Genomic DNA, 23,816 nt, shown 5'->3' on the forward strand with positions numbered 1-23,816 from the left:
CCTTCCCATGAAAAAGAGCCCCGAAGGGCCCTATTTTTTAAGCTCGAATCTCTCCAATGCTTCTCTTGCTAACTGGTTCATTTGATCGTTTAGTTCATCCAACTGTCGCCGTTTTTCTGCAGGAGTCAAGTCAAAGCTGGCTTGGATCTCACGATACCGGTTCCTGATTTGGCTAATTGATCTAGACGTTGCTTGCATCCCTTTTGCTGATCTTGCGACTTCGGCATCAGATTTATTGTTGCGTTTGTTAGATTTGTCTTTTCGATTTATCTTGTCTAGCTCATCATAAAAGTCTTCCATGACTTTTCCGCCGCCGCTGGAACTAACCGTGAATGCATTGATAATAGGCTTCTCAGCGAAACGCTTTTCTGGCTGCGGTGGAATTTTCGGACCTCCCGCAGCTTCAATGAGCTTATCAATTCCTGATGTGGCGTAACGGCCCAATCCGGCACCATAACCACGAATTAGATTATCAATTTTATAGGGACTGGTTCCCGTTGCTTGTCCTATTGTACGGGCGGTAAGGCTGGTGTTAATTCCGTATTGATCTTCCGGCAACAACCCCTGATCTCTTTGAGGAACAATTGGGCCTTTCGTAAAAAATGAATAATTGGCCGTGTTCTCAATTATAGGAGTCAATCCTGTAAGCATATAAGGAACACCAAGCAATTCTTCTGCTGCGCCCGCTGTGAATTCTCCAGCGCTTTGAGGATCGTTGTCGTCAATCCATCTCATGATGTTTTCTGGTAAATTTGCATAAATCGGAGCCAAGTCAAAGGGTTTGGGAATCCGCGCAACTTCATTTGTCCCTGGAATGGATATCAAGAAAAATGTATCCCTCATCCACTGCGGAGCATTATCTAAGGTTTTTCTTTGTTCTTCATTAGATTGATGCTTATTCCACATATAAATACCGATTGTCGGCAGTGTTATGGAAGTTAGTGCCCTTATAGTTGTTCTATATGGATTTTTGGCAAAAGCTCGGGCTATCCGGTCTTTACCTTGAATATTGGCGTTGAAAAAGGCTACTACTCTATTTAATTGTTTAATGTTGTTACCAGCTCGACCAAAGTCCATTAAATCACGTGATTGAAAGGCAGCTTCTGCAGGTGAATAACCTTTCCTTAACCCCCTCGAGAACTCTCCTACTTTTGTTGCCTCTTCAGTTACTTCACTCATTGCTTGAAGAACCTTTATCCATTGTTTAGGACTTGTAATAGCAGTTGTCGCCTTTGCCCAGGGATTCTTTTCGTCCTTCAGGGATTTTAATTGCTCCCTTAGATAGTTTCGGTCCTGGGAAAGATAGTTACCGTACCCGCCACCTTCCATGGCCCATTTTCGATATATGTCATCTCTTCGAAGTACGTGGAATATTCCTCTAGGCAAATCGATGATTGGGTTGTATCCGAAATTTGAAACAACATATGCTTGAAACTGGTCACGAATAGGATTACGAAGCGCAAATTCAGGAGTTAATGTTGCGCCGGCCCGCAATGTACTTGTTGGAAACGAAAGAAATTTAATCAATTTGTTGGTGGAATCTTCGTCCAATTGCTTTATAGCCCTGAACAATTCCGGATCCAGTTGATACTGTACCTTTTCTCCATGTTCGAATACCGTTACGATATTTTCTTTCGGCACAGATTGTTTCCCGGTCAACCTCTCTACCATGCCGCCCATACCAGGAACATCAGCCAGTTTGGACAACTCCAGACCGACTTTGTTTTTCTCCACTGCATTAACAACGGCGAAGGTGTTTTTGACGATGGATTCTAATGGATCGATAATATCCCTCGTTGATCCTTTCAACCGTTTGACCGGGTTGGTTAGGTCTGTGAATCCTTTTCCTCCGAATCCTGCCGACACGTCATCATCAAAGAATCGGTAAAACGGTACGTAGTCCGGGTATCTTTCTTTCATAGCGTCCACAGCTTCACGAGAGATAACCTGGCCATCAACCAACATTTCCAATAGGCTATTGTTATACTCGACAAGTTGGCGCTGCAGAGCATTCATTTCTGGTGTATCGTATTTTCTCAAGACTGACTCAATTTGTTTGCGAGTGAACCCTGATTCGATGTTTAGATTTTCCAGCTCCAGAGCATGTTTAGCTGCTGCGAAATCCCCTAAATCCTTGGTTGTGTAACCGAATTGGTCAATAGGCCTTAGGATACCTTTTAGGTCTTGTAAGACCTCCTGGGCCTTTTTCGGTGCTCCTACGCTTAACCTTGCCCGTTTGTACAGCGAATTGGACGCATCCCCTAAAGTTGCTTTCCCTGTACGAATTCGGTTCGCCATCTTTTCAACTTCGGCTAACGGATGGAAACGATCCATAAAGGATGTGTAAGCATCATCTACACGCTGGGATACTGTTTTCTTGGTATCCCGGCCCGTACGGTTGATTTGACCTCTGAACTGCAGTTCTGGTCCTTGGTCAATCCACGTTGCAATGTCATTTTGCACTTTTGACAGATTATTCATTGTTTTTCTTGGCAGTACATTCTCTAAATGAGATGTAAATCCAGGGGCTACTTGTCTGGCTGTTTGTGGATCTGTTAGGTACAGTCGCATATACTCGGCCAAACCCTCATTCCGGACTTGTTCCGGTGTATAACCAGGTCCAGAAGTCGCTCTCCCTAAACTCAATAGTTCACCGTCAAACTGAGGGTTGGAAAGCTTATATTGCTTGTCCAAGTGGTGTCCTACCTCATGGGCAATAACCTGTATATCTCCATGCTGTCGGCTGCGAACAACTTCCGGGTTGATTTTGTAGTATCCTAATACCCCTTCATCACCCACGCCTAAACGCCCAGTACGAACGGTGACACCCATGTTCTTTCTAACGCTGTCTAATAGCTGTTGGCGCGTAATCGGCTTGGTGATATTTGCATTGGGATTAGGTTCCCTTAATGGTATAGTTGGTGATTGCATGGCTTGTACGCCTTCAGGGAGTTGGCTGCCTCTTGTCGGGGGAGTTATATCATTACTCCGAAATGCTGCGGCGGCAGCTTCTGCCCTGGCATCGGGTTCCCTTGGTATCTCAAGTCTGTGTTCAGGTGTTGCACTAGCTGGAGCTTGGCTGACTGGTGGTGTAAAATCATCCACCTGTGGCCTAAACCGATCTCTGATAGGCTGCGTTGCCCTCGATAATAAGTCCCCAGCATAAGGGGCCGCGGCTCCCGTGACGGCCCCAAGCGCCCCTTCCATAGCTACATTCTTGGCGATGTCTAACGGATCGGACTCGCCCTGAATAAGGGAACGGGGAACGGCATACGTTGCTGCCGCTAATGCTTCTCTTGTGCCCTCCTGGACACCTCTCGATAGCATGTTGTCTACTATCCTTGTGCCGTCCTTAGATAATCTCATGCCAGCGTCAGGCAGCCTTTGCGCCACTCTTGCGCTGATGTTTTGAGCTAGTGGAGCTACAGCATTGTAAAGGTTGGCAATGTTTTGGCCCTGTCCAGAGGGGTTCATAAAATAGCTACCGATGTTGCCAGCCACATCAAGACCTTTGTCCAGTGCTTCACTGCCTGTCGATGCTATTGGATTGCGTTCCGCGAATTGCTGTCTTGCGCTGGTTCCGGGGATAGCCTGACCGTCTTTAATCATCGGTGCATCCGGTATCAGGGACTGTGCAGCTGCTGCAAAAGGTCGGTTAATCACCCGGGCAACAGGGTTTTCCTTGAATATATAGTCCAAAGTCCGTGTTACCGGGTTCCTGTCGTCCGGTGGTGCCGTTGGTAGCGATTGATTAGCCATAGGTGGTGTAAACTGCGCTGCCTGTTGTGCTAACGGCGACTGGCGTACATCCATTACATTAATCCTGTCCGGCATTTGTGGAGGGGTTAACCCTAACTCCATAGACCTTTGAGAAAAGAAATCAGACCCTTGTGGGGTCTGTGTGGGTGGTGGATTGTTCAAACCTAATTCCTGGGCTCTCTGCTGAAAATACGATCCGCTTGAAGACTGGCCGGAAGCCGGGACGTTAAGTCCCAACTCCTTGGCCCGTTGTTCAAAGTAACTAGCCATCTCACCACCCCATTTCTTTGGATATTTTGCTCACATAATTTTGCGTTTCTTTCGGTGCGTTTTTGCTTATTGCTGACCAGCTAGCGCCGTGTTTACGTATAGCCTTATCTACGTTACCGGGTCCCCAATTGTATGCTGCCAAAGCTAACTGATAATCTCCGTATTTATTGTACATTTGCCCTAAATACCGGGTTCCTCCTGCAACGTTTTGGGCAGGGTCGAAGGGGTCAGAAACCCCTAAGTCTTTTGCTGTTCCCGGCATTAATTGCATAAGGCCTTGTGCTCCTGCGTGGCTTTTAGCCCGTGGGTTAAAACTGCTCTCTGCCTTAATTACGGACTCAATTAAACGGACTGGCAAGTTATTCTCCTGCGCCGCTGACTGAATGATTGGTTGATATTGTGACGGTGCTATGCTTTGGTATGAGGCATCACTCCTTCCTGAATTATTTACTTTAAACTATCGTTGTACTCCTTCTGTAGACCGGACGGGACCGGGATTCCATAGAGGTTATAAAGCTGTACTGCTGTTTGAGGGTTCTGAGTTTGAGAAATGATCATGGCCTCAATTTGTCTTTGGACGTTCGGATCGGAATAGACATCCACTCCCAAATTAGCCTGTTCTTGAAGTCTTTGCATAATCGGTGAACTATTGATAATCCTGGAAATATCACCTGCCGTTGGTCCTGCTGCAGATGGTTGATTCATTCGGTCGTAAATCTCCATGTCAATTGACGACCGGAAACGATCCTGATCCAATCCAAACCTTGCCTGATCAAGCGCCAATCCTGCTCGACTCATGTCAATTTGATTAGCTAATTGAGCCTGTCTCAGAGCGTAATCCAGGCCATGCCGTCTTGCATCCTCGTCAAATTGCTGTTTGTATCTCTCGTCCGCGATAGCATCACGGTACTGTTGATACTGGAACTGTTGAGAGTTGATCGGCGCCATGTCTCTTACTTGATCAAACAAGACATTGCCATCATCTTTCGGACCTACATAAGTACCGTAGAGCTGCGCTAAAGTATTAGCGTTATCGATGTTCATTTGTCGCTGTTGCATGGTATTCTGACCGTTATAACGGCCTGTCAGTCCAGCTTCTGTAATCCCACGCTGCCAATCTTGTTGATCCAGTCCAGACAGTAGAGGTACAAGCTCTGACAAGCGATTTTGATTATCTTGTGCAGCTTGATAGTTTGCAAGCTGTCGCTGCCAGTCTCGGTTAGCATCATCGGCATACCGTTGATACGCTTGCTGCATGAGCTGAGGTAATACAGTATCGCTCACCCGGCCAAGCTCACTTTGTTGGATTTGCGCCACTCGATCCGTAGTCATAGATGAGTTTCCAATGCCCCGGGAGCCCATTTGTACCATGGCATTATTACCGGCTGTCTGTGCGTTTTGCTGAGCTTGTCTTAAAGCTGCTTGGTACTGTGGATCGGTTTGAGGATTGTAACTGAATTGTTGTGGCGCCTGGAACTGAAACGGCTGCTGGTTGGCATTTTGTGTCATACGTTCGATCAAAGGTTTAATTTGCTCTTGGTATGGGCTCTTTTGTTGTGCTGCATAGCCCCCTGTAGCCGTGTTTACTTTGTCGGCCCACTGCTTTGCTAGATTAGCCCCTGCCGTATCTCCAAGCGCTGATTTGCCTTGATAGACCTCTAAGGCGCGTTTATACTCGTTGCGACCTGCATCCCGGTCAGAGGCATAGTTAGCAAGCCGTTGCTGCCAAGGCGTGTCATTATCGGCAGGCTGCCTAAATGTAGGTGTTGCCATAGTATCACCCCAAAATAAAAGACACCCCGCAAGGAGTGTCCAGAATGTTTTATTCACTTGTCCCAATCAGGGTAATGGTGTGCTCTTAATTCCTCTAACTCGGTTTTTTCCTGGATTAATCCATTTATAATTTCTGTTAAACTACCATCACTATTCTGAGCTCCAAATAGTTTGATTTTGTCATCCATAATCTTAATTTCGTGATTCAGAGATTCTAATAATGGAACAACATCTTCTGCTTTCTGCTTCACCTCTGTTGTTATCTTTGCCAGTTCGTCCTGCGATTCTTGTTCAACTGTCTTATCTGCACTTAAGCTTATACCCTCATTCATATCAAAACTCACCTCGTACCCTAATGTTTCAGCGAACTCCCGTACAGGCAGATAAGAGGTTCCCTGGATTACGATAGCTTCGTTTTCCAAAAGTTCTCCCTCTAGTTTAACCGGGAAAACTCCGTCAACAGCCTTACCTATCATGTTGCTTACTTCCGCATGTGCCGTTATTCCGATTGTAAGGGCAGCGCCAAAAATTGCACCAATAAGATACTTTCTCATATTATCAACCCTTTACCATAGTTTTCCTTATTATACTATGGTTAACTCTATCCTCCAAGGGCCGATATTCTTGCTGATAATTCGCTCAGTTCTTGCTGTAGTGATCTTCCTGTATCTCTGTTTCCAAACTGCCCCCAATTTCTTACAGTTACTCTCCCGCTATTCCCGGCGCTTAGGTCTAGATTCCCCATCGTTGACGATATTGCAATACTCAAAGAGGACACTAAGTTCAAACCCCATGTATCTAAGAAAATTACACCGATTGATCCAGAGCCATTATTGAACTCAAGAGCCGGTGTTCCTGCAACATCTGGTACTATACGTAATTGGGAACCTGAAAAATTTACTGCTTTAAGCAAGTTTTCACTGCTGCTAAGCTCAACTCTTTGTCCGAAGTCAGCTGTTTTAATCAACGACCCTATGATAGTTACAGCCTCTACTAGTCCTGCTGTGATGTGTCCAAGATTGGCTGAAATTGCGGATAACTCATCTACAGTCAGCCTGTCAGCCGTAATGGACTTGGCCCTGATGTTTTTAACATCCAAATTCCCGGTGAGTAGCCAAGATAACTCTTTGATTAAGATGGCTACAAGATTAACTAAGTCCTTTGTTTCCATTGCTCCATTTACCTTTGGTAGATTAGGTGTACTCATAGCGCCTCCTTATACAATAGGCATTTCTCTTACCTGCCTTGTGAATTCATGAATCTTTACGTAACCAGTACCGGAAAATCTTACCCTTACCCAATTGGAATCAGCTACTGTCGTGACTGGAATGATGATTCTGGCCTGTTGAATGTTGCTTGCCCCTGTGACGGTCTGAGCTAACGTCCAGTCATTACCGTCAATGGTTTTGGATAAATGGACTTGTAAGCTGCTGCCGATTGGCACATCAGCAACAATATACATCCGGTACCAGCGAACCTTTTGAGCGAATGATCCAGCTCCGAAAGGTTTGGTTATCCATTCAAAGTTGACCCCATTTGCGTTGGTCGCTGGTTGGTAGACTCTTTCAGCACCGATATAAAGCGTATTGTTCCAGCCGACCATTACGTTTGGTGTTGTGTCCTCGTACACGTTCCATATTTGATGCAACAGGTCATAAACAAGAAGTCGGCTCGGGATATAGAAGTACAGTTTTAACCCGTCTGTAGCTGCGCAAATTTCGCTTGTACGCCCCTTGTCCATTCCATCAATGTATTTCTGAACGGTCAGCGAAAAGTCTTTAGATGGAGGCATACCGCCTTGATAGAGATAGATTCCTGTGGGATGCACAAAGTATAATGCTCCGCCAATGTTAATAATCGATTTATTATTAACAGCCCCTACCTCATAGGTGACTGGTTGCATGGTGTAATCCTCAGGTGAGTATCCAAAAAGCTCATGAATCGAGTTCGGTTTAAACACTGTGACATGCCCTATTCCGGGTTTAACGGCTACTATGTCCTCGCCGTCTGGCGTTTCAACTTCGATCCATCCGGAAGCCGCAGCATCTCCGGTAGCACTGGACCAATCTCCTGCATCTCTCCAACCACTGAAATGTAACGTACTATCCTTAGCCCCGAATAAACGATCTGCAAATTGTTCGATAAATTTAATTCCTGCAGGTGGACCAGACAATGTCTGTACGGTGCTGCCGTCATATCTCCTTACTGTCGACCCGTTAGAGGCGATTAGGTTCACGTCAGAGTAATTCCCCTTGAAATTGGTAAAATGCCAGTCTGTGGACGTATCCAGTCCGCTGACAAGAGCTGAACTCCATGCCGAACCTGTCCACCTGCGCCAAGTTCCGTCACTGAATATGGCGTGGAGCTCCGTGTCTTTCCAGGTGCCAAGCCCGATGACTTTAGAACCGATAGCAGCCCCCATAACAGAAAACCCTCTCCTGGTTTCTAGGAAAGGGTATCCGTCCATATTTTTCATTTGAGTGGCGAAGTTATCGCCTATAGAGAGTGAATCAAGAGTGTTGATTCCTCGGAACTCTCTTGTCACAGAAGGCGGCAAAATTCCAGGTAGCTCGCCTAACGGTTGGAGACTCGTTACAGCGCTCTTACGCTCTGCTGGAGGTCCCTTTGCGGATGGCAACCACTCAGGGGGCCTAGGAATGTTAATCCTCACATCAATCACCTAGCTTTGCGTGGTTTTGAGCTGCTACATTGAGAGCATTGGTAAACTCAGATGCGTAGTTATTAGCCTTGGCAATATCATCTTGAGCTTTGGCGATCTTGGAACATAGCCCTATCGTGTAAATCCAATGGTACTCTGGTGGTGCGTCTGGTTGGACATTTAGACTATTGCTTGTAAAGGTTGTAGTTCCTACCCTATAGCATCTAACCACGCCTTGACCAGACATTGCCGGGGGCGGAGTTAAGGTAAGTTGAAAGTTAGAATCGTTAAACGTCCAGTAGTTTTGTCCTGGCTTTACGTCCTCGCTTAGTAACGATCGGTACTGGATTAAACCAACCCTGACCTGATCGATGTTTTTAGCTCGGGTGTTATTCGGTAGTGTATAGTGAGGCTGATTACCCGAAGCGTTAAAAGTAACCGCCTGCGGTATCTTAACGACCGAAAAAAAATCCTGATTGATTGCATTTAGCCATGCAACTTTGTCAGGATTTGCGTATGCGTTTGGGACGAGAATGTCCGCTTCGGTTATGATTTGTTGAAGGGTAAGCATATTGTCACCTTCTTTATTTTGATAAGCTTGCAGAAATTACGTCAGGAATTACCTTTCTATCGCCTTTGATTTCCGAAACACTTCTGTTTTGCTTCCAATACTGAACATTAATCAGAGCGAATAAAGTCCACATCCACGGGTACCAGTAGTTAGAAATAATGGCGAGATGAATAGACATTGTGACAAATGATACCAAGTATACATACTTTAAATTACCCTTAATTTTTAATATGATGGTTAAGTGATAAAGCATTACCCCTAGAAACAAGCAAAGTCCTACTAACCCGGTAGCAATGAGAATTTCCAAGTATAGACTTGTACTGCCTGTGCCATATAGTAATGATGATATTCCAGGACCATGTCCCATTAAAGGTTTTTCTTTAAATAACTCAAGGGCCCTATACCATCTTGCCAACCTGGATCCTCCGTCATCTATTGAATAATTGACTAGGGTTATTTTATCTATAATCCCCGTAATAAACGAAAGGTTACGATCTCCCTGCAGAAAATAATACATACTCAGGAATACTACTCCACAAAAAACAGGGTAAATCATCACAACACTAGAAAGTTTAAACCCTTTCCTGAATAACTTCACGATTTTTATTATCGCAACTATCAGCAATATAATACTTAGTTCTACGAAACCAGCTGCACTAAAAGTAAATATTAAGGATAATGTCACGACTATTAGACTGAAAACTAGTTTTGCTTTGCTTTGATTAATATTCTTTTGATAGTGATAAACAAACGGAACGAACATCAGTAAATACATTGCAAGATGACCGGATTCAACAGTAGTCCCTCTCGCCCTAAAAAAACGTTGTCCTCCCACGCCATAAGTAGCATTGTTCTCATCTGCAATTCTAAGTATGTTGAAACCCCAATTTAAAAAGTTTTTACTGATAAACTCTAGAATTGTTATTATTGCTACAAACACTACTCCCCAAGTAATATACTTATATATTTTTTCGACTGGATAGTTCGTTTTTGTCATCAGAACAATAAATGACAAAAAATAAACAACAATAACGCTGATGTACGAAATGCTGTGATTCAATCCAGACTGTTGAAAACCTAGTGAGTAATTTTGGAGTAAAAACGATAGGACCAGAGAGAGAACGAAAAATAGGTTAGTATTACTACTCCTCTTCCTAGACCATCTATTTTTTTATCCTTGATTACGACCAAAATTGTGGCTAAACATATAAGCAAGCCCAAAAACATTGGTATGGGTACCCATTGATGAAATGCGAACGCACTCGTCCATCCAAGTAAAAACAAGAATATTGATATAATCTTCATTGTTCCCCTCCAAACAATGAAATTATATCAATTACATATAAAATATTCCAGTTGTTTAATCGTTAACCTCCCAGGAACCGACAATACTTTCAATAATCCATGAAGTTGTATTTAGTTTTCTGAGGGTTACTCTTGCCCCAATAGTAGATGACTTTATTCCTTTTCCAGCTTCGGCGCTTAGTGGATAAATCATCTCGTTAGGTGCGGGGATAATTAAAATCTGGTGAGCACTTCTTATTTCTACTGTTGTCACCCACGATGGGGGTAGCGCCCCGTCCAGTGTAATCGATTGAGACGTTGTGCTGCTCTGATTATGCAATAGCTGGTATGGAGATGATAACCGTATGGTTGGTTGCGTATTGGCTATGTCATAAACCAGAATTCCCTTTCTGTCTGATATAGACCCGCCAGAATCACATGCATACCACATTTGCGCGTTTCCATTTGCTCCGTATCCACTTATCTCTAAAGGATCAACAATTGTGACATTTTTAACATAACGATCGGAACGCGATACATCCTGTACATTTATGCCTACAGTCATTTTGTTGGGGTATGACGAATCTCTAATTGTCGGGTTATAAATATTTACATTCCCTATATGACTGTCACCTACTGTATCCACCGGCTCTCTTCCGACGAGTATTCCTGCCCCGAAGGATCCTGCAGTGGATCCTGCTCTGTTGGGATTTATAACGTATGGATTGATAATGTCAACTTGGATTCCAAAGGCACTCCAATTTCTCATCCACAAACCATTACTCCTGTTGTCATACCATTTTGGGTCTAAAACAGTTATTTTCCCCTTTGTGCTTTGCTGCAGTTGGGCTAAATATAAACCGTGATAGCTGCCTATATCTTTATGATTGATGATTGTACAGTCAACTTCCCTTGTTGCTCCGGTATGCCACTGTAAAGCCATCAAAATACCTGGACCGCTATTATTTTCAGTATAAGGACTGTCTAATGTGATTCCTTCTATCAGACAATTGGCATTATTAGGCTCAAAGTCTATTCCTGCTTGAGGGGCTGTTCCGTTTGTGTTTTTTAACATCGGCCTTACGATAGAAATGTTTCTCCCGGATATAAACGATATTCCTTGTCTCCTGTTGTTGTCACAAGTAACATCAATTACTTTACCGTTTTCGCAGTATAATTTTTCTGTGCCTTGACCGATATAGAGACCGTCACCCCAACAATCACGCAGAACAACCCTTTCAATCGTAAAGTTAGAAACGCCCTTTAGTTCTATTCCCATTCCCCATTCGCCTGTGGTGCCTATGTGGTCTTGGCGTTCTCCTTGGATGGTGCCTCCAATAATACTAAAGTCGGATATCTGGTCGCATCCAACAACTCGGTAAGCCTGAGTACTTGTTGGGATCGCCTTAATAACGGCATTGTCATCTAATCTCAATCTTACATTTGAGCGCAATTGCAGCCCGATTAAAGCATCAACCATATAGAGACCGTTTGGCAAATAAACCTCTCCACCACCTGCGTTGGCCACGTCATCTACTGCTCGCTGGAGTTGCGGCAATACATTAGTTCCATCCATCGGAACACTGTAAGGAGGTAGTCTGACGTTTACAAATCGCTGTTTTATATCGTCGAGTGTGGCATAATCCTCTAACCCAAACTCACTCTTGAGCCTAAACCCACCTCGTGGAGAGGCTTTATCTGTAATAGTATCTACATTTCCGTTTACATCCGTTGTAACCTCGGCTACAGTCAAATAAGACGCTCCAACTGGATGTCCTGTTCCCCACCACCAATAACCGTCTTGATGAAAATCAAGGTAGTAGGTAGTGTTCGGTATCGTTGTTTGGAAGCTTGTTCCTTCTCTGGCCAGAACGTTATTATTCAATGCTGCCGATATGTCAGTCACATCCACCATGTCATTACGCTGTAAGTTCTTGGTGACAATGCCACCTTCGTTAACATAGTTCTGCAAAAAGAAACCGACATCGTTAAATTTGTTGATTTTCCTGTAGTCTAGGTAAGTGCTTTTTGTTTGCTGCGAGATATTCGAGCTTGTGCTACTATTACCGTTATACCAAGGAAAATTACTCATTATATCACCATCTTTCTTTTACGACATGCCTTTCCCAACCGCTGTTAGCTGTCCTGTAATCATAAAGCCATTGCTCATATTGTTCGCGGTATTGGCTTCGCTCAGAACCTGTTGTGATGTCCTTAAGCACCCCAAAAACCAGAACCATGTCAAAGTTAGGGTCAAGTCCGGTAAGTCCATTCATATCATTCACTGTTAGTGGAGCAAGAACAGATGTATGGAATATCTTAAGTCCCTGTTCTATATCCTCGTCTGGCTCTGGAACAAGCCCGATAGTACCGTTGAGAAAGTAATAATAAGCCCCGTTGAATCGTTCATCAAACTGCCTATACGCCATTCTGCGCCACTCTCCACTTACATACATATCAACGTCTACCACGTTACCAGGAGGGCATGGTAAGGGATATTGGGACTTGCCCTTGATGATGTCTACTGTTGATACAATGGGCTCAGACTGTCGTTGAGCCGGCCCAAAATTGCGTATGATCTGGTCTCTTACTTGGGTTATCTTACGAAGTATTGATGGGATGGAACGATAACTGTCCGGCGCCCTTTCGATGATTTCTTCCACAACTTCGCTAAGTAGCATCTTATCACCCCTTGAGCGCTGTCAAAATACTGTTAAGCAGTGTAGCAACATCCTCGGTTGTGGCCGTTGATGGATCAGCAATTGGATCTATGCTTGCAAAAGCACTTTTGAGTACAGTTAACGCATGCTGGTCGTCTACATACTTTTTGTTTGCTGCATCGTTATCTGCTACCGGATCGGCTGCTGCCAATTGTCCTCCAAATTGGTACATAGCAAGATGGTCTGCCGTAGGCGTTTGTTCGTATGGCACGATTCCCAAGACGCTGGTTTCCAGCGTTGTACCTATCACCATCTTCGGAATTAATGTTTCCGGCTTATCGATTTTAGGCGTAGCCAGCTTATCATCTGTTACAGCCCCATTTGCGATTTTGGCTGTTGTTACACCATTATCTGCTATCGGAAATGTGCTTGGCTTACCAGTGACATTGCCCCAAGCAACGGAATCTGCAGTAGCAGCAGATGGGGCTTTGGCATCTGGAGCTAATTTAGCTGTGGTTACGGCTCCATCTTGCAATTGTTCTGTACCTACGCTATCAGGACCGGGAGCGCCTATGTTGACCGGATTACCGTCCGTGTCCACAAGTACCACGTATCCTGGATTACGCATACTAGTTGCCGTCATGTGTCCTCCTCCTTCGCTTCGGTTTTTCAGCCTCTTGCGGCTTCTTCTCCGTCATTATTTTTTTGATTTCATTCAAAAGCTCGTTCGTTTTTTGTTGCTCCCTCACAAGGGCGTTTAGGGCGTCTAATTCAATGCGATACATGATAACCTCCTAAAAAAGAGGGGATGAACCCCTCTCTTAAGGTTGTGGATTGTGTCCGTAAATGAAGGAATAGTTGATAAAACCTCTCCCCCAGCGGCCGATAACCTTGTATTTCAATGTTTCTTTGTCAAAGTCAGTAATGGAGCCATTCTCAGGTTTGCGTCTCCATTGCCATTTGTTATATCGCCTCATCCTGGCTGTATCAACTGCAAACCAGGCATGACGGTTTTTAAGGAAGGGATTGACCACAACAGTAATCTCACCTTGATAGATGTTGATGTTAAATTGATCAGATCCCGGCTCATACTTGGGAATCTCCTTGCCCGGAACGCCAGCAATTTGGAGGGCAGCACGCCTGTTATACGGAGCAACAATAAGACGATCTGGCATGACGGCCATCAAATTCCCTTTGTCATCTACCCACTCTTGCATTGCCACTACAGTGTCATCCCAAGCATCAATAGTAAGTGGAGAGTCTCCAAGATTAGACTGTACATCGACACTATTTTTAGGGCTATAAGGATGGTTTGCTGCACATAACGCCACGCCATCGGGTCCAGCAGAGTTATAGTTACGCCCTTTAAAGTCAGGTCCAGCTGTAACAAAAGCGTTGTTAAGAAATTCAACCGCTTGATATTGCTGGGTTTTGTACGTAGCATCAGCAAGCCCGGTAATACGGTCTTTAATTTGAGTCAGCTTCAGATCGTCGATAAAGTCCCGGTCGATCTCACGACCACCAGAATATTTGTGATTACGAATTCTCTTTTCCCATAGCTCGTCAATGTCTTCATAGTGGACTTGGTTTCCACTGTGGTTCCAGTCCTCTAAAAGACCCTCTCCACCAGCGCCATCGTAGCTTTCTGTATCCTTTGTGGAGTTTTCCACCCCGTACATGTCGGGAATAAAGTCCTTCTTATCTTTCATTGCTGTGGAGTAAAGCTCACGGAAAACTGGTTCTAGTACATCTGAATTCCATTGTAATTTTGTTTGCATGGTTTAACCCCCTTAGCTAAGTTGCCGTTTTTTTACTTTGATACGGCACACTTTCTTATCCTCGATTACTCCTAAAACTGCAATAGATCCACCTGTTACTGTGGCAGCGTCTACCGATAGACCATCAGCTGCAATTGCCACTTCGTTTGCCCCAGGGACAAATCCGGCGTCTGGCGTTCCGGTAAAGGCTGCTTCAAAAACGTCTCCCTCCCGGGCCTGAAACACTTCACACGGTTGATCAGTTCCGGATTCGATATTGGACGACAAGAAGCCCCCAATTTCATCAGTAGCCCCCGCCTTTGTCCAGCGCCCAGCGTCAATCTTTACAGCTTCGCCAGCACTTCCGTCCTCTCCATCTGTAAACAAAATGTCTGTGATACGGCTTGTCGGTGCACCGTACTCGTTGTATACAAATCTAAATCCCTGCATAGGTAAGTCCTCCTTACTTCTTCGCGTATTTTTTTGCTAGTTTTGGTGATAAACCGAACATAGAAAAAGCCGTTGCCAACTCTTCCGGAACTTCCGGTTCAATATCACCGTCCGTTTGAGTTTCTACAAGCGACCTTTTGTTGAGTTTCTGCTGCTTGATGGCTTGCTGTTCGGCTTGTTTTTTAACTTGCGCTTGAATCTTATCCCGGTGCGCCAATTCATAAGCATCTACCGGGTCATAACCCCTTTGGATGCGATCAATCATATCAGGCGTAAACCAAGGTGCATTTCCTTCTGAATCGACTTCCTGGGCCGTCTCAGGGTACTTTTGGAAAAGTTCTTCCCATTTTTTTTGTCTTTGCTGATTAAGTTCAATCTCTTCCCGTTCTTTTTTCAGGCGTTCCTTTTCTTCAAGCGCTTGTTTGGCCTGCTGTAGTAAAGGATGATTGTTCAAGTACTGTTCAGCCTGCTGACGATCGATTCCGTTTTCTTCAAGTTCGTCCAAAAGCTTGTTCTGCAACTGTTCGTATTCGTCCTGTTGCTTCTTGACTTGGGCCTGTTCTAGTAGCTCAATATTAGCAACAAACTCCGAATGGTCTTTAAACCCGGCGAGTTTGGCTGCTCGATCCAGGTGTTTTTCCAGTTCGGTTTTACGTTCCCTCTCCTTATCAAGAGCTAGTGCCTTTTGAACGTACTCTGGAAGGTTTTCGTCATTAACATCAACTTCGACTTCTTCCTTGTTAAATTTGACCTTAACCTTCTTTGGTTCCTGTTTCGGTTCCGGTTCCTCTCCCTCTGTGGCGGGAGGATCGGTTTCCGGTTCCTCGTCTTCTGTTTCTGCTGGCGTTTCTTCCTCCGTCTGATACTCCAAGCCAAACGCCTCCATAGCGCTCGCTATGTCCTGTTTCTTCTCGTCTACTGTCGTTTCAATCTCTTCGGTATGGCTGCCGATTTGATCTGTCATAATTCATTTCCTCCTGTCGCGGTATGGCTGCCGCTAATATAAATAGGGCACTGGATTCTCACCAATGCCCCGTGTTACCTCAATAGTTTCGCTGCTTCTACTTCGAGTTTTCCGCGCTGAATCTCTTGATTAAATTGCTCCTTCTGCGCCTCTCTCTGTTGTCTCATGAATTCAGCTTCACCTTGCATGTTAGCTTGTTGCTGTTGTTGTAAAGCTTGCCCCATTTGTTGCAATTGCCCGGTTAACTCTAGGTTTTGCTGCTGTAATTGCATCATTTGTTGTTGTAACCCGGCGTTTTCCTCGATTCTCGCCCTTATGATATCGAAAGGCTCCATGCGACCGTTAGCAATGGTGTACTGTACGCCTTCCATGTCGATCATTGGCATGCCTGTTACCGGGTCTTGCATCTGCAAGAGGTTAAAAGCCAACTGAATCCAATATTCCCTGTCCTGAGGCTTGTCCACGCTGATATTAACCTTAATGTCAAAGTGTGGAACGTACTCTTCTAATACCGGCTGTTCTATCGGTTGTCCAGTTTCGTCTACCTGTTCATATTGCGATTCAGCGAGAGAAATCAGGCGATCCCGGCTCATTGCAATGATTCTTTCGCCTACTACTCGGGCTATTCGGTCGGTTGTGTAAAACTGTGCTATAAGCTCGATGTACTGAGCAAACACTTCCTCAAGTGCTCCTTCTATAATGGATGTTGCAAGATTAAGAAGTGTGCTGGATGCACTTATCAAGGCCTTGGCCTGCTCTCCTGATGTAACATTGGAGTTTGCTTGGCCCCTTGCACTGTCAAACTGCCCCGGAATCTTTTGCAACATGTCTTTGTAGTACTCCAGCATGTTGAAGACGGTGTTCGGAATGTTGACGCCCTGGAGCTCTTTCCAGTCATTCATGCGACCAGGAGCTATTGGTAACATGGCCCCCGACTGCGAACGCTGTTCCTTCCAGGTGTTCGGCCTTGTAATGGCTCCTTCTTCATATACAATGGCGCCATTTCCTTGCTTCGCCATTGTCTCAATAGCGATTTCGGCAAATTTATTTAGCATGATCTGAGGCTTGATCATGTCACGCATATATCCTTTGCCCCACGGGTTTTGTTCGTCCGGAAATAATGTGCGTGCTATAAAAGGATATTGTCCATGGTCATACACGTAGGACTTATGCTCCAAAAAGACTCCAGACGTTGAAATATAAATGCAATGTACCCCTTCCATGCGTCCCTCGGCTTTTGCAAAGGCTTCAGAGGGGTCAAGACCAGAGGCTAACTTTTCCTCGCCTAACTCCCTAAAGAGTTCCTTATCCTCTCGGCTCATCATTTTTGGAACGCCTCTATACCAATACTCTATAAGCGTGGATTGCTGCTGGTTGGTGGTGGTGTCTTCGCTGATATATTCATCCCGGTTAAAGCTATCAATGGATTGACCATCATTGTCGAATACGTCATCTTCACCTTGATAGTCTGCTGTTACCTTGTCGCCTTGTCCCGGCCAACGCTCCCTAAAGTACTCAATCGGCCTCGGCGTGCGTATGATGTGAGCCTGTCCCTTTTGCAAGTTATTGAAATCTCTAATACGGGGATCAGGATAAAAACTATCTAAAGATACTGGCAAAATGTCGTTCTGTCCAATATAGCGATTATTCCCCCGGCCACCCTCTATGGTCGGGTCATAGACCACCTTGTAAATAAGAGGGCCATGTATAACCATGCGCCTGACTGCCCGGACGTGCTTTGACCTAAACTTAATCTGCTTAAGCTCGTGAGGGATAAACTCGTTGAGTTCCGTTGCCTTTTGGTCGTCCTGTGGTTCTTGTGGCTCGAAGTCGGGATATGGATCCCAACCGCATAACTTGGCTACAATCGCTTCTATCTGTGACCAGGCAACGTTATCCACGCTATTAGGTCTTAGTCGTGAAACTGACTCAGGTCTAAGCCCGTGCCAATGGTCGCCCATATAAAACCTTTGTTCCTGTCGCCAGATCGGCTCCATGGGCTGTCTGGCAGCTTTAAACACTTGATAGTCATTGGACACCATCTCATATATCTCTTGCTGCTTCGGCGTGTTCGGATTGCTGTTTTGGGTTTCTGTATCTCCCGAAAAGATACCTTTAATCTTGTCTAGTACAGCCACGTTTTCACCCCTTTCCGAAAAATAAAGAAAGCCTCTCGGCTTAATCCTCTATGTCTCTATCGTCATACCAGCTAAGAGGTTCTCTTTTAGGCTCATCCACGGACTTTGGAGCGTCCGTCATAGTTTTGTACTCTTTATAGTCACGGGCCATTAGACGGTCCGTCAGGCGCTCTATCGTCTTTTGTTGCTTAAGTATCACTATGGCACTAAATGCAGCCAGTACCAAGTATAGGATAGCTATTGTGGTTAGCATGTTATCACCTCACCAAAAGGATTCTATTTCAAATTCGTTCTCGTCTTCGTCATCAAAGTTCTTTCTTGTCGATTCATCCGGGGTAGCCGACCACGCCGAATCTCCTTTAGCTGGAGTAGGCTGACTCATTACCCAGTACCTTAATGCATCCGGTATATGGTCTAATGAGTGTGCTGCTACATCCTCTACTTTTTTTTCATCGTGCATCATTGCTGGGATCGCTTCGATTGCCTTGATACATGTCGAGAATATCTTTAACTTTGCTGTCTTGTAAGTCTTCCCGGTTACATGGTCGAGTTCTGTCTTAACGTGTAGCCATTCGCGGAGTCGTTTCCAGCCGTTAACCCGTTCCTTTTTGGCTTGGATTAATGGAACATCCTTTTGAGCGAATATCTCAGCAGGTGTTATGTTTTCCGTCTTGGCCTTGTTCCAGAAGCTTGTATCTGCCACATTGTATTCATATCGCTCTGAAACCGGGCTGTTTAGCTTCACAGCTTCCACTTGTTGGCTCGTTAAGAGTTTAGTTTGTGACAACTCCCTATATAAGTAAGCAGTGCCGTCAGGAGCTAAAGCAATCCACAAACACACAAACGGATCAGTGTAACCTTCGTCCAGCGCTCTATATCGCTTCCATTCCCTCGGTATATCAAATGGTTCCACAACATGAATAGAGCGTGTAAATTCACTGAAATACTGACCTGCGAATACATCCCAATCCCCTTCAAGCAGCTGCTTGCGCTCAATATCGGGTAGAGCCAAAAGACGCGCCAAATAACCCGGATCCGATTGGACCAAGGCTTGGTTGTCATGCACATTAGCAGGGATGAAGATGCGGCTTCTTATGATGGGCTCTCCTGCTTGTGGTGTTCCTTCGGGCCAAAACAATGGGTTTCCATCATCGTCCGTTTCTGGTATGTTATGGACTACCTCTGGCTGTCCGATGGATACAAACCTCTTTTTGACCCAAGTGTGTCCTATCCCTCCGGGGTTAGTAGTGCTCTTGACGCTGCGTGGATACGGTTTACTACCCCGTAAACGGGAAAGCATGTACTTGTACCATTTTTCCTCAAACTGCGTTAACTCTTCCCATCGGATAACATCATATTCAGCACCTTGATAGTTCATGTAGTTTGCGTCATTGTCCCAATACGCTAGCTCGATGATGCTGCCATTCAAAAACTTCCATTCATGTTTGGATGAGTTATATTTACCTAACTCTTTTGGAAATACCTGAAGCGTCCGAGCGATTATAGAACGTTGCAAATCTGGATACGTCCGCCGGAATATAATCTGTCGGCTACCTGGGTATTGCATGGCGTACTTAAGGGTATCAAATATAGTAGCCTCGGACTTTCCTCCCCCTGCTGCTCCCCCGTAGAGAATTTCGTCTGCTTCTACTTGGTGGAATACCTTTTGTCTCGGCTGCGGTTTATAAGGAATCACGACCTTATTCATCTTTGGTCATTCCATCATCAAAGACGACTGTTAGGCCACCTGAATGGTTAGCGTCAATGTCCTTCTTATCTCGCCACTTATCCGGCCTTCTGTTCTTAAGCCAGAATATTTGAGCTGTTACATCTGGCTGTACTTCCTTTGTCACTCGTTTAGTCTCGACCATGATTGCATTGCCTGTCTTTGGGTCAGTAACAGCCTCTTTAGTGACTTCATCGTATCGATAGCCAAGAGCACGTTTATAAAGGGAATTCTCGACCTCAACGTCAGCAACTTCCTGTCCTCTTTTTAAGGCCTCCGACAACTCCGGGTATTTGTTCTTGTAGTCAAACAGAGTGGAACTTGCTACACCCAGATTATCTGCTATTTGGTCTATCGTTAATCCATCTCTAGCCCATGCCTCCACTAGCAGGAGCTTAGGCTCCACATGCGTATGGTACTTGCTTTTCCTGCCTCCTGCCATCTGATCATCTCCTCTATTCACTGAATATTCACGAAATTCTGTATTTACCCCGTGAATTTTGATACTTTTACGTATCTTTATGCGCATCGATGTATAAAACCATAATAAAAAGCACCCGAGGGTGCATGACAATAATCCTATATACCCGCTTGCGTTGATTTGCTATAATTATTTATGAGCCTTTGTGGGAAAGCATCCCCGGGCTCTTTTTTTATGCCCACCGAAGTGAGCCTTAATCTAAAAAGAGAGCATCCTTATCTGCCTATACGGCCCATATCCCGACTTATCGGTTTTATATGATGCTCTAAGAGCCTTATGTTATTACATTAGCAACTATACATAGTAAAAGGTACGCTAGACCTGCGGTTGTCTGCGTACCCTTCACTTATATCTGGCGCTTGTACGTCATTTGCACGTCAAGCAGCAGAATTTTTTATTTTTTCTTTCGCCCTTTCTACATATTGCTGGACTGTTCTCCTTGAAAGAGCTAATTCTCGTGCAATTTCTGCGTAACTCATTCCATAGCTCATATGCAGCAAATAACATTGTCTTTCTCTTGCTGATAGATTCCACAACATATCCACTAGCTTTCGCTTGTCTCGGTCATCTAACGGCTTCTCAGGCGTTTCCAGATCCAAACTCGGGAATATGTCTGGATCAAGCAAAGCCGTCCTCTGGTACACACTCTGGCGCTCTATACCCCTACGGTTGCCTGGTCTGCGCCCGTTACGCATCCATTGCAGCGCGAAGTCCATATCGTTTATCATCCCACCCACTACGGTAAATTCGTCTCTTCCTGCTTCGTCTGTCCTGTCCAAACTCTCTCTATACCGTTTTAATTCCCTGTTTGTTTCGCTATACTCGTCTGTAAGAGTCTCTATCCATGTTTTCATGTGTTATACCCCTTCCCATGTGGTATAATTGGTATAGGAACTCTTGTTTCCCCCACTGCCCCTCCCCAGGATCGGTGGGGGAATTTTGTTTTATTCGCTCTCTTTTATATGGGTATTCGGATTTTATGGTTGAAATGGGTGTTTCAATTTCCAGTAATATGAATCATTCCAGTAGATCATCGTCGAACTTACTGCCGCACATAGGACAGAAATTCGGCACTTGAACGCCCTGATTCGTAAACCCGTATCCCTGCCGCTCACAATCTCCAATAAACGTCCAGTGGCAATTCATGCATTCGCACACTGTGAGCGACATATCCCGACTCTCATCATCGGTGTCAACGCCTTGCCGTAAGGCTTCAATCTCGCGTATAAACTTAACCTTGGCTGTCTTCATATTCCTTCACTCTCCTTCGCTTTTTTGTATACTTTGCAACACCCATTTACTAACATCAATGGAATGTGAAATTTTCGTTTCAACTCAATAATCCGAATAGCCTTTTATATCAAAACTACCGGATTCGACTTCCCACTCTAAGTCAACAAGTGCGCTGTGTTGTCCGCTCAAGTGCCGCTTATGATATCCAGTATGTTGTTTGACAACTTGTTCTAGTGCACTTTTGCGGGTAGCGATCCAGTCTAATATCATCTTCTTGCTTATTGCATCGTCCACTCTTACCCCTCCCCTTTCTGAGGCATCCTCTTAGCTGCACCCTTTACCGCACAAGCAAACGCCATAGTCGCTATTACAAAGAGTAGTATTCCTAAACCTATGGATATCATGGAGTCACCCCGATTTCCTTTAATGTACTATGTGCAATACCATTTATCTTTGTGATACAAGCGTCTTCTTGGCTGGATTCGTCTTCGATTTCTCGTAAGGCTTCTATGAGCTTATCCCGTTCCTCTACAGCTTCCTTAATGATTTGGTCTGAGTTATCTTTGTATTCTTTCAAGGTAGTAAGAAGTCGTGACTTGTCTTCTCTTAGCTTCTGGTTCTCTTCCCTTAGCTGCTGATTCTCTCGCTGTACGGCTTCACTGATAGCTTTCCATTCTGACATGCTATCCCTCCACTCCTATCTCAAGGGATTTTTCAATCATCATTCGTTTGGTTTCTTTCAGCATCTTAATGACAACATCTATGGATTCAACCTTTTCAAATGTCATTCTTACAGGAGTATCTTTTAGATCCACTTCCAAGTTCGGCTCATAATCTACGTGTTCTCCTATCTTGTTTGCTGTGGTTCGATTGAAAAAGCATACAGCTCCAACAATATCATCTTGTTTAAGTAGTGCAGGTGCTACATCGATATCGCCATGACCAAACTCTAATTGTGTGTATTCATTATTTTTGATAATTGGCATTTGCTATCCCTCCTAATATCCTGTGGCTTGCCTATCGTGATTGATCTGGTTTTTTGCCATGTAAGCCTCACATAACTGATCCCAAGTGAAATTAAAACCGACCATCCCAACTGCTATAAAGCAAAACCAAGCGTTTTTAAAGCAAAATACTTGCTTGCTGTATCCAAATGCTTTTTCTATCTTTTCGTCCTTGTCCTTTTCCATTTTCATCTTTAGTATCCAGTAGGACGTTTCGAGGATAGCCCCCGTCAATCCACCGTCCAAGCTTTTTCCCCTTATTTCTTCAATCGCTTCTTCGTGAATGTATAGGTGTTCTTCCCATCCTTTGTATATCGCGATCGAAAGGAAGAAATGGAAGCAATCAATGTATTCTTCGAGTAGAGGGTTAATTTCTTTGATTTCTCCAATCCCTCCGCACTCTTCACAAGTAGTTGTTTCTTGTTGAAGGTTGTTAGCTTCAAGACTCCCAGAAAACCATTCTTTATATCCGTTTCCATTACATTTGTTGCATTTTAGTGTTGTCCTCGGATCCTGATCTTTTGACCAGTATTTAAAGCAGCGTGTCTCATTCGCAAACTCCCCAATCTCCGTAAGCAGCGCTAGCACCTTGTCAGCAAACAGGTCTTGCCCCTCTATTCCTTTGTCCTTTATGATCCTCGCATCCAACTCCCGTTGCATGTTTACTAGCTCTGATATGTTCATTGTTTGGCCTCCAATAGCTCTGGATTGTCCCAGCGGTTACCCACTATCGTGATATTCATAAGATCTTCTAACCACTCATTCCCGTTAGAGCAGCGAAGAATAAAACCCGACCTTTCGTTATCCCATTCCACCACACCCAGATAATAGTTGTAGCCAATTATGTCGCCGTGTTCCCCTCTTTCTGGCTCTACGTAGCTGATAATGTCGCCTTCGTAACCTCTGTTTTTGCTGCCGGTATATTGCCCTACCGTTTCAGGATCGACCTTATACCAATATTCTGTATTGAAATATTCATCGTCGAATTCCACAATTGGCCCAACAATGACATCATCGCCAATGAGATATCCATGTACCCATTCCTTGCTATCGATCCGTTTGCCTCTATACTCTCTCATTCTCTTGC

The 23,816-nt window shown here is 44.6% G+C and carries 25 protein-coding genes; all 25 read right to left on the reverse strand.

The features are described from left to right. Positions 1 to 30: 30 nt before the first annotated feature. The 25 genes from PSHG_RS28325 to PSHG_RS29540 all read right to left on the reverse strand — a co-directional run bounded on the left by PSHG_RS28325 (position 31) and on the right by PSHG_RS29540 (position 23,808). Positions 31 to 4,029 carry an LPD38 domain-containing protein gene (locus PSHG_RS28325; RefSeq protein ID WP_010276387.1) on the reverse strand — a complete coding sequence of 1,333 codons (3,999 nt, stop codon included), beginning with the start codon at positions 4,027 to 4,029 and terminating at the stop codon, positions 31 to 33. Between the two features lies 1 nt (position 4,030). Further along, entirely contained in the window at positions 4,031 to 4,441 is a 411-nt protein-coding gene (locus PSHG_RS28330) for a lytic transglycosylase domain-containing protein (RefSeq protein ID WP_081505200.1), read from the reverse strand. Between the two features lie 35 nt (positions 4,442 to 4,476). Next, positions 4,477 to 5,802 (reverse strand): hypothetical protein, encoded by a 1,326-nt coding sequence (locus tag PSHG_RS19165; protein ID WP_026021482.1) that lies wholly within the window; start codon positions 5,800 to 5,802, stop codon positions 4,477 to 4,479. Between the two features lie 53 nt (positions 5,803 to 5,855). Beyond that, a complete protein-coding gene (locus PSHG_RS19170; RefSeq protein ID WP_010276399.1) occupies positions 5,856 to 6,356 on the reverse strand; it encodes a hypothetical protein in 501 nt (166 codons plus the stop codon). 47 nt (positions 6,357 to 6,403) lie between these two features. After that, entirely contained in the window at positions 6,404 to 7,009 is a 606-nt protein-coding gene (locus PSHG_RS19175) for a hypothetical protein (RefSeq protein WP_010276402.1), read from the reverse strand. Between the two features lie 9 nt (positions 7,010 to 7,018). Beyond that, positions 7,019 to 8,224, reverse strand: coding sequence for a hypothetical protein (locus PSHG_RS28335; protein WP_148497789.1), 1,206 nt, complete (start codon positions 8,222 to 8,224; stop codon positions 7,019 to 7,021). 250 nt (positions 8,225 to 8,474) lie between these two features. Further along, positions 8,475 to 9,032 carry a phage adaptor protein gene (locus PSHG_RS19185; RefSeq protein WP_010276411.1) on the reverse strand — a complete coding sequence of 186 codons (558 nt, stop codon included), beginning with the start codon at positions 9,030 to 9,032 and terminating at the stop codon, positions 8,475 to 8,477. Between the two features lie 13 nt (positions 9,033 to 9,045). Then, positions 9,046 to 9,972, reverse strand: coding sequence for an O-antigen ligase family protein (locus PSHG_RS19190; protein ID WP_010276413.1), 927 nt, complete (start codon positions 9,970 to 9,972; stop codon positions 9,046 to 9,048). A gap of 420 nt (positions 9,973 to 10,392) precedes the next feature. Next, a complete protein-coding gene (locus tag PSHG_RS19200) occupies positions 10,393 to 12,408 on the reverse strand; it encodes a right-handed parallel beta-helix repeat-containing protein (RefSeq protein ID WP_010276422.1) in 2,016 nt (671 codons plus the stop codon). Between the two features lie 4 nt (positions 12,409 to 12,412). Continuing rightward, complete coding sequence (locus PSHG_RS19205) at positions 12,413 to 12,997, reverse strand: phage adaptor protein (protein WP_010276425.1); 585 nt, start codon at positions 12,995 to 12,997, stop codon at positions 12,413 to 12,415. A gap of 4 nt (positions 12,998 to 13,001) precedes the next feature. Beyond that, the gene (locus PSHG_RS19210; RefSeq protein WP_010276428.1) at positions 13,002 to 13,619 is read right to left on the reverse strand and encodes a hypothetical protein; all 618 of its coding nucleotides are present in this window, start codon (positions 13,617 to 13,619) and stop codon (positions 13,002 to 13,004) included. After that, complete coding sequence (locus tag PSHG_RS30720; RefSeq protein ID WP_157213476.1) at positions 13,606 to 13,761, reverse strand: hypothetical protein; 156 nt, start codon at positions 13,759 to 13,761, stop codon at positions 13,606 to 13,608. Before PSHG_RS30720 ends, PSHG_RS19210 begins: the two co-directional genes overlap by 14 nt. 36 nt (positions 13,762 to 13,797) lie before the next feature. Then, entirely contained in the window at positions 13,798 to 14,754 is a 957-nt protein-coding gene (locus PSHG_RS19220; protein WP_010276431.1) for a Mu-like prophage major head subunit gpT family protein, read from the reverse strand. Positions 14,755 to 14,766: 12 nt separating this feature from the next. After that, complete coding sequence (locus PSHG_RS19225) at positions 14,767 to 15,183, reverse strand: hypothetical protein (protein WP_010276434.1); 417 nt, start codon at positions 15,181 to 15,183, stop codon at positions 14,767 to 14,769. Positions 15,184 to 15,196: 13 nt separating this feature from the next. Next, complete coding sequence (locus PSHG_RS19230) at positions 15,197 to 16,147, reverse strand: V-type ATP synthase subunit I domain-containing protein (RefSeq protein ID WP_010276437.1); 951 nt, start codon at positions 16,145 to 16,147, stop codon at positions 15,197 to 15,199. A gap of 74 nt (positions 16,148 to 16,221) precedes the next feature. Further along, complete coding sequence (locus tag PSHG_RS19235) at positions 16,222 to 18,285, reverse strand: portal protein (protein ID WP_010276441.1); 2,064 nt, start codon at positions 18,283 to 18,285, stop codon at positions 16,222 to 16,224. Between the two features lie 40 nt (positions 18,286 to 18,325). Further along, the gene (locus PSHG_RS19240) at positions 18,326 to 18,538 is read right to left on the reverse strand and encodes a hypothetical protein (RefSeq protein WP_010276444.1); all 213 of its coding nucleotides are present in this window, start codon (positions 18,536 to 18,538) and stop codon (positions 18,326 to 18,328) included. A gap of 9 nt (positions 18,539 to 18,547) precedes the next feature. After that, positions 18,548 to 19,993 carry a phage terminase large subunit gene (locus PSHG_RS19245; protein ID WP_010276447.1) on the reverse strand — a complete coding sequence of 482 codons (1,446 nt, stop codon included), beginning with the start codon at positions 19,991 to 19,993 and terminating at the stop codon, positions 18,548 to 18,550. Further along, on the reverse strand, positions 19,986 to 20,453 hold the full coding sequence (locus PSHG_RS19250; protein WP_010276451.1) for a helix-turn-helix domain-containing protein: 468 nt from the start codon (positions 20,451 to 20,453) through the stop codon (positions 19,986 to 19,988). The genes PSHG_RS19245 and PSHG_RS19250 overlap by 8 nt, the downstream gene beginning before the upstream one ends. A gap of 416 nt (positions 20,454 to 20,869) precedes the next feature. Then, positions 20,870 to 21,346, reverse strand: coding sequence for a sigma-70 family RNA polymerase sigma factor (locus PSHG_RS19255; RefSeq protein WP_010276454.1), 477 nt, complete (start codon positions 21,344 to 21,346; stop codon positions 20,870 to 20,872). A 481-nt stretch (positions 21,347 to 21,827) separates the two neighbouring features. Further along, positions 21,828 to 22,019: a hypothetical protein gene (locus PSHG_RS19265; protein WP_010276462.1), complete on the reverse strand. Its 192-nt coding sequence runs from the start codon at positions 22,017 to 22,019 to the stop codon at positions 21,828 to 21,830. Positions 22,020 to 22,125: 106 nt separating this feature from the next. Next, positions 22,126 to 22,407, reverse strand: coding sequence for a hypothetical protein (locus PSHG_RS19275; protein WP_010276465.1), 282 nt, complete (start codon positions 22,405 to 22,407; stop codon positions 22,126 to 22,128). Position 22,408: 1 nt separating this feature from the next. Next, on the reverse strand, positions 22,409 to 22,711 hold the full coding sequence (locus PSHG_RS19280) for a hypothetical protein (protein WP_010276469.1): 303 nt from the start codon (positions 22,709 to 22,711) through the stop codon (positions 22,409 to 22,411). Positions 22,712 to 22,723: 12 nt separating this feature from the next. Further along, entirely contained in the window at positions 22,724 to 23,413 is a 690-nt protein-coding gene (locus PSHG_RS19285; RefSeq protein WP_010276472.1) for a dUTP diphosphatase, read from the reverse strand. Continuing rightward, positions 23,410 to 23,808 (reverse strand): YopX family protein, encoded by a 399-nt coding sequence (locus PSHG_RS29540; RefSeq protein ID WP_010276477.1) that lies wholly within the window; start codon positions 23,806 to 23,808, stop codon positions 23,410 to 23,412. The genes PSHG_RS19285 and PSHG_RS29540 overlap by 4 nt, the downstream gene beginning before the upstream one ends. Positions 23,809 to 23,816 lie beyond the last annotated feature (8 nt).

The sequence above is a fragment of the Paenibacillus senegalensis JC66 genome (genome assembly GCF_000285515.1).
Classification (GTDB): domain Bacteria; phylum Bacillota; class Bacilli; order Paenibacillales; family NBRC-103111; genus Paenibacillus_L; species Paenibacillus_L senegalensis.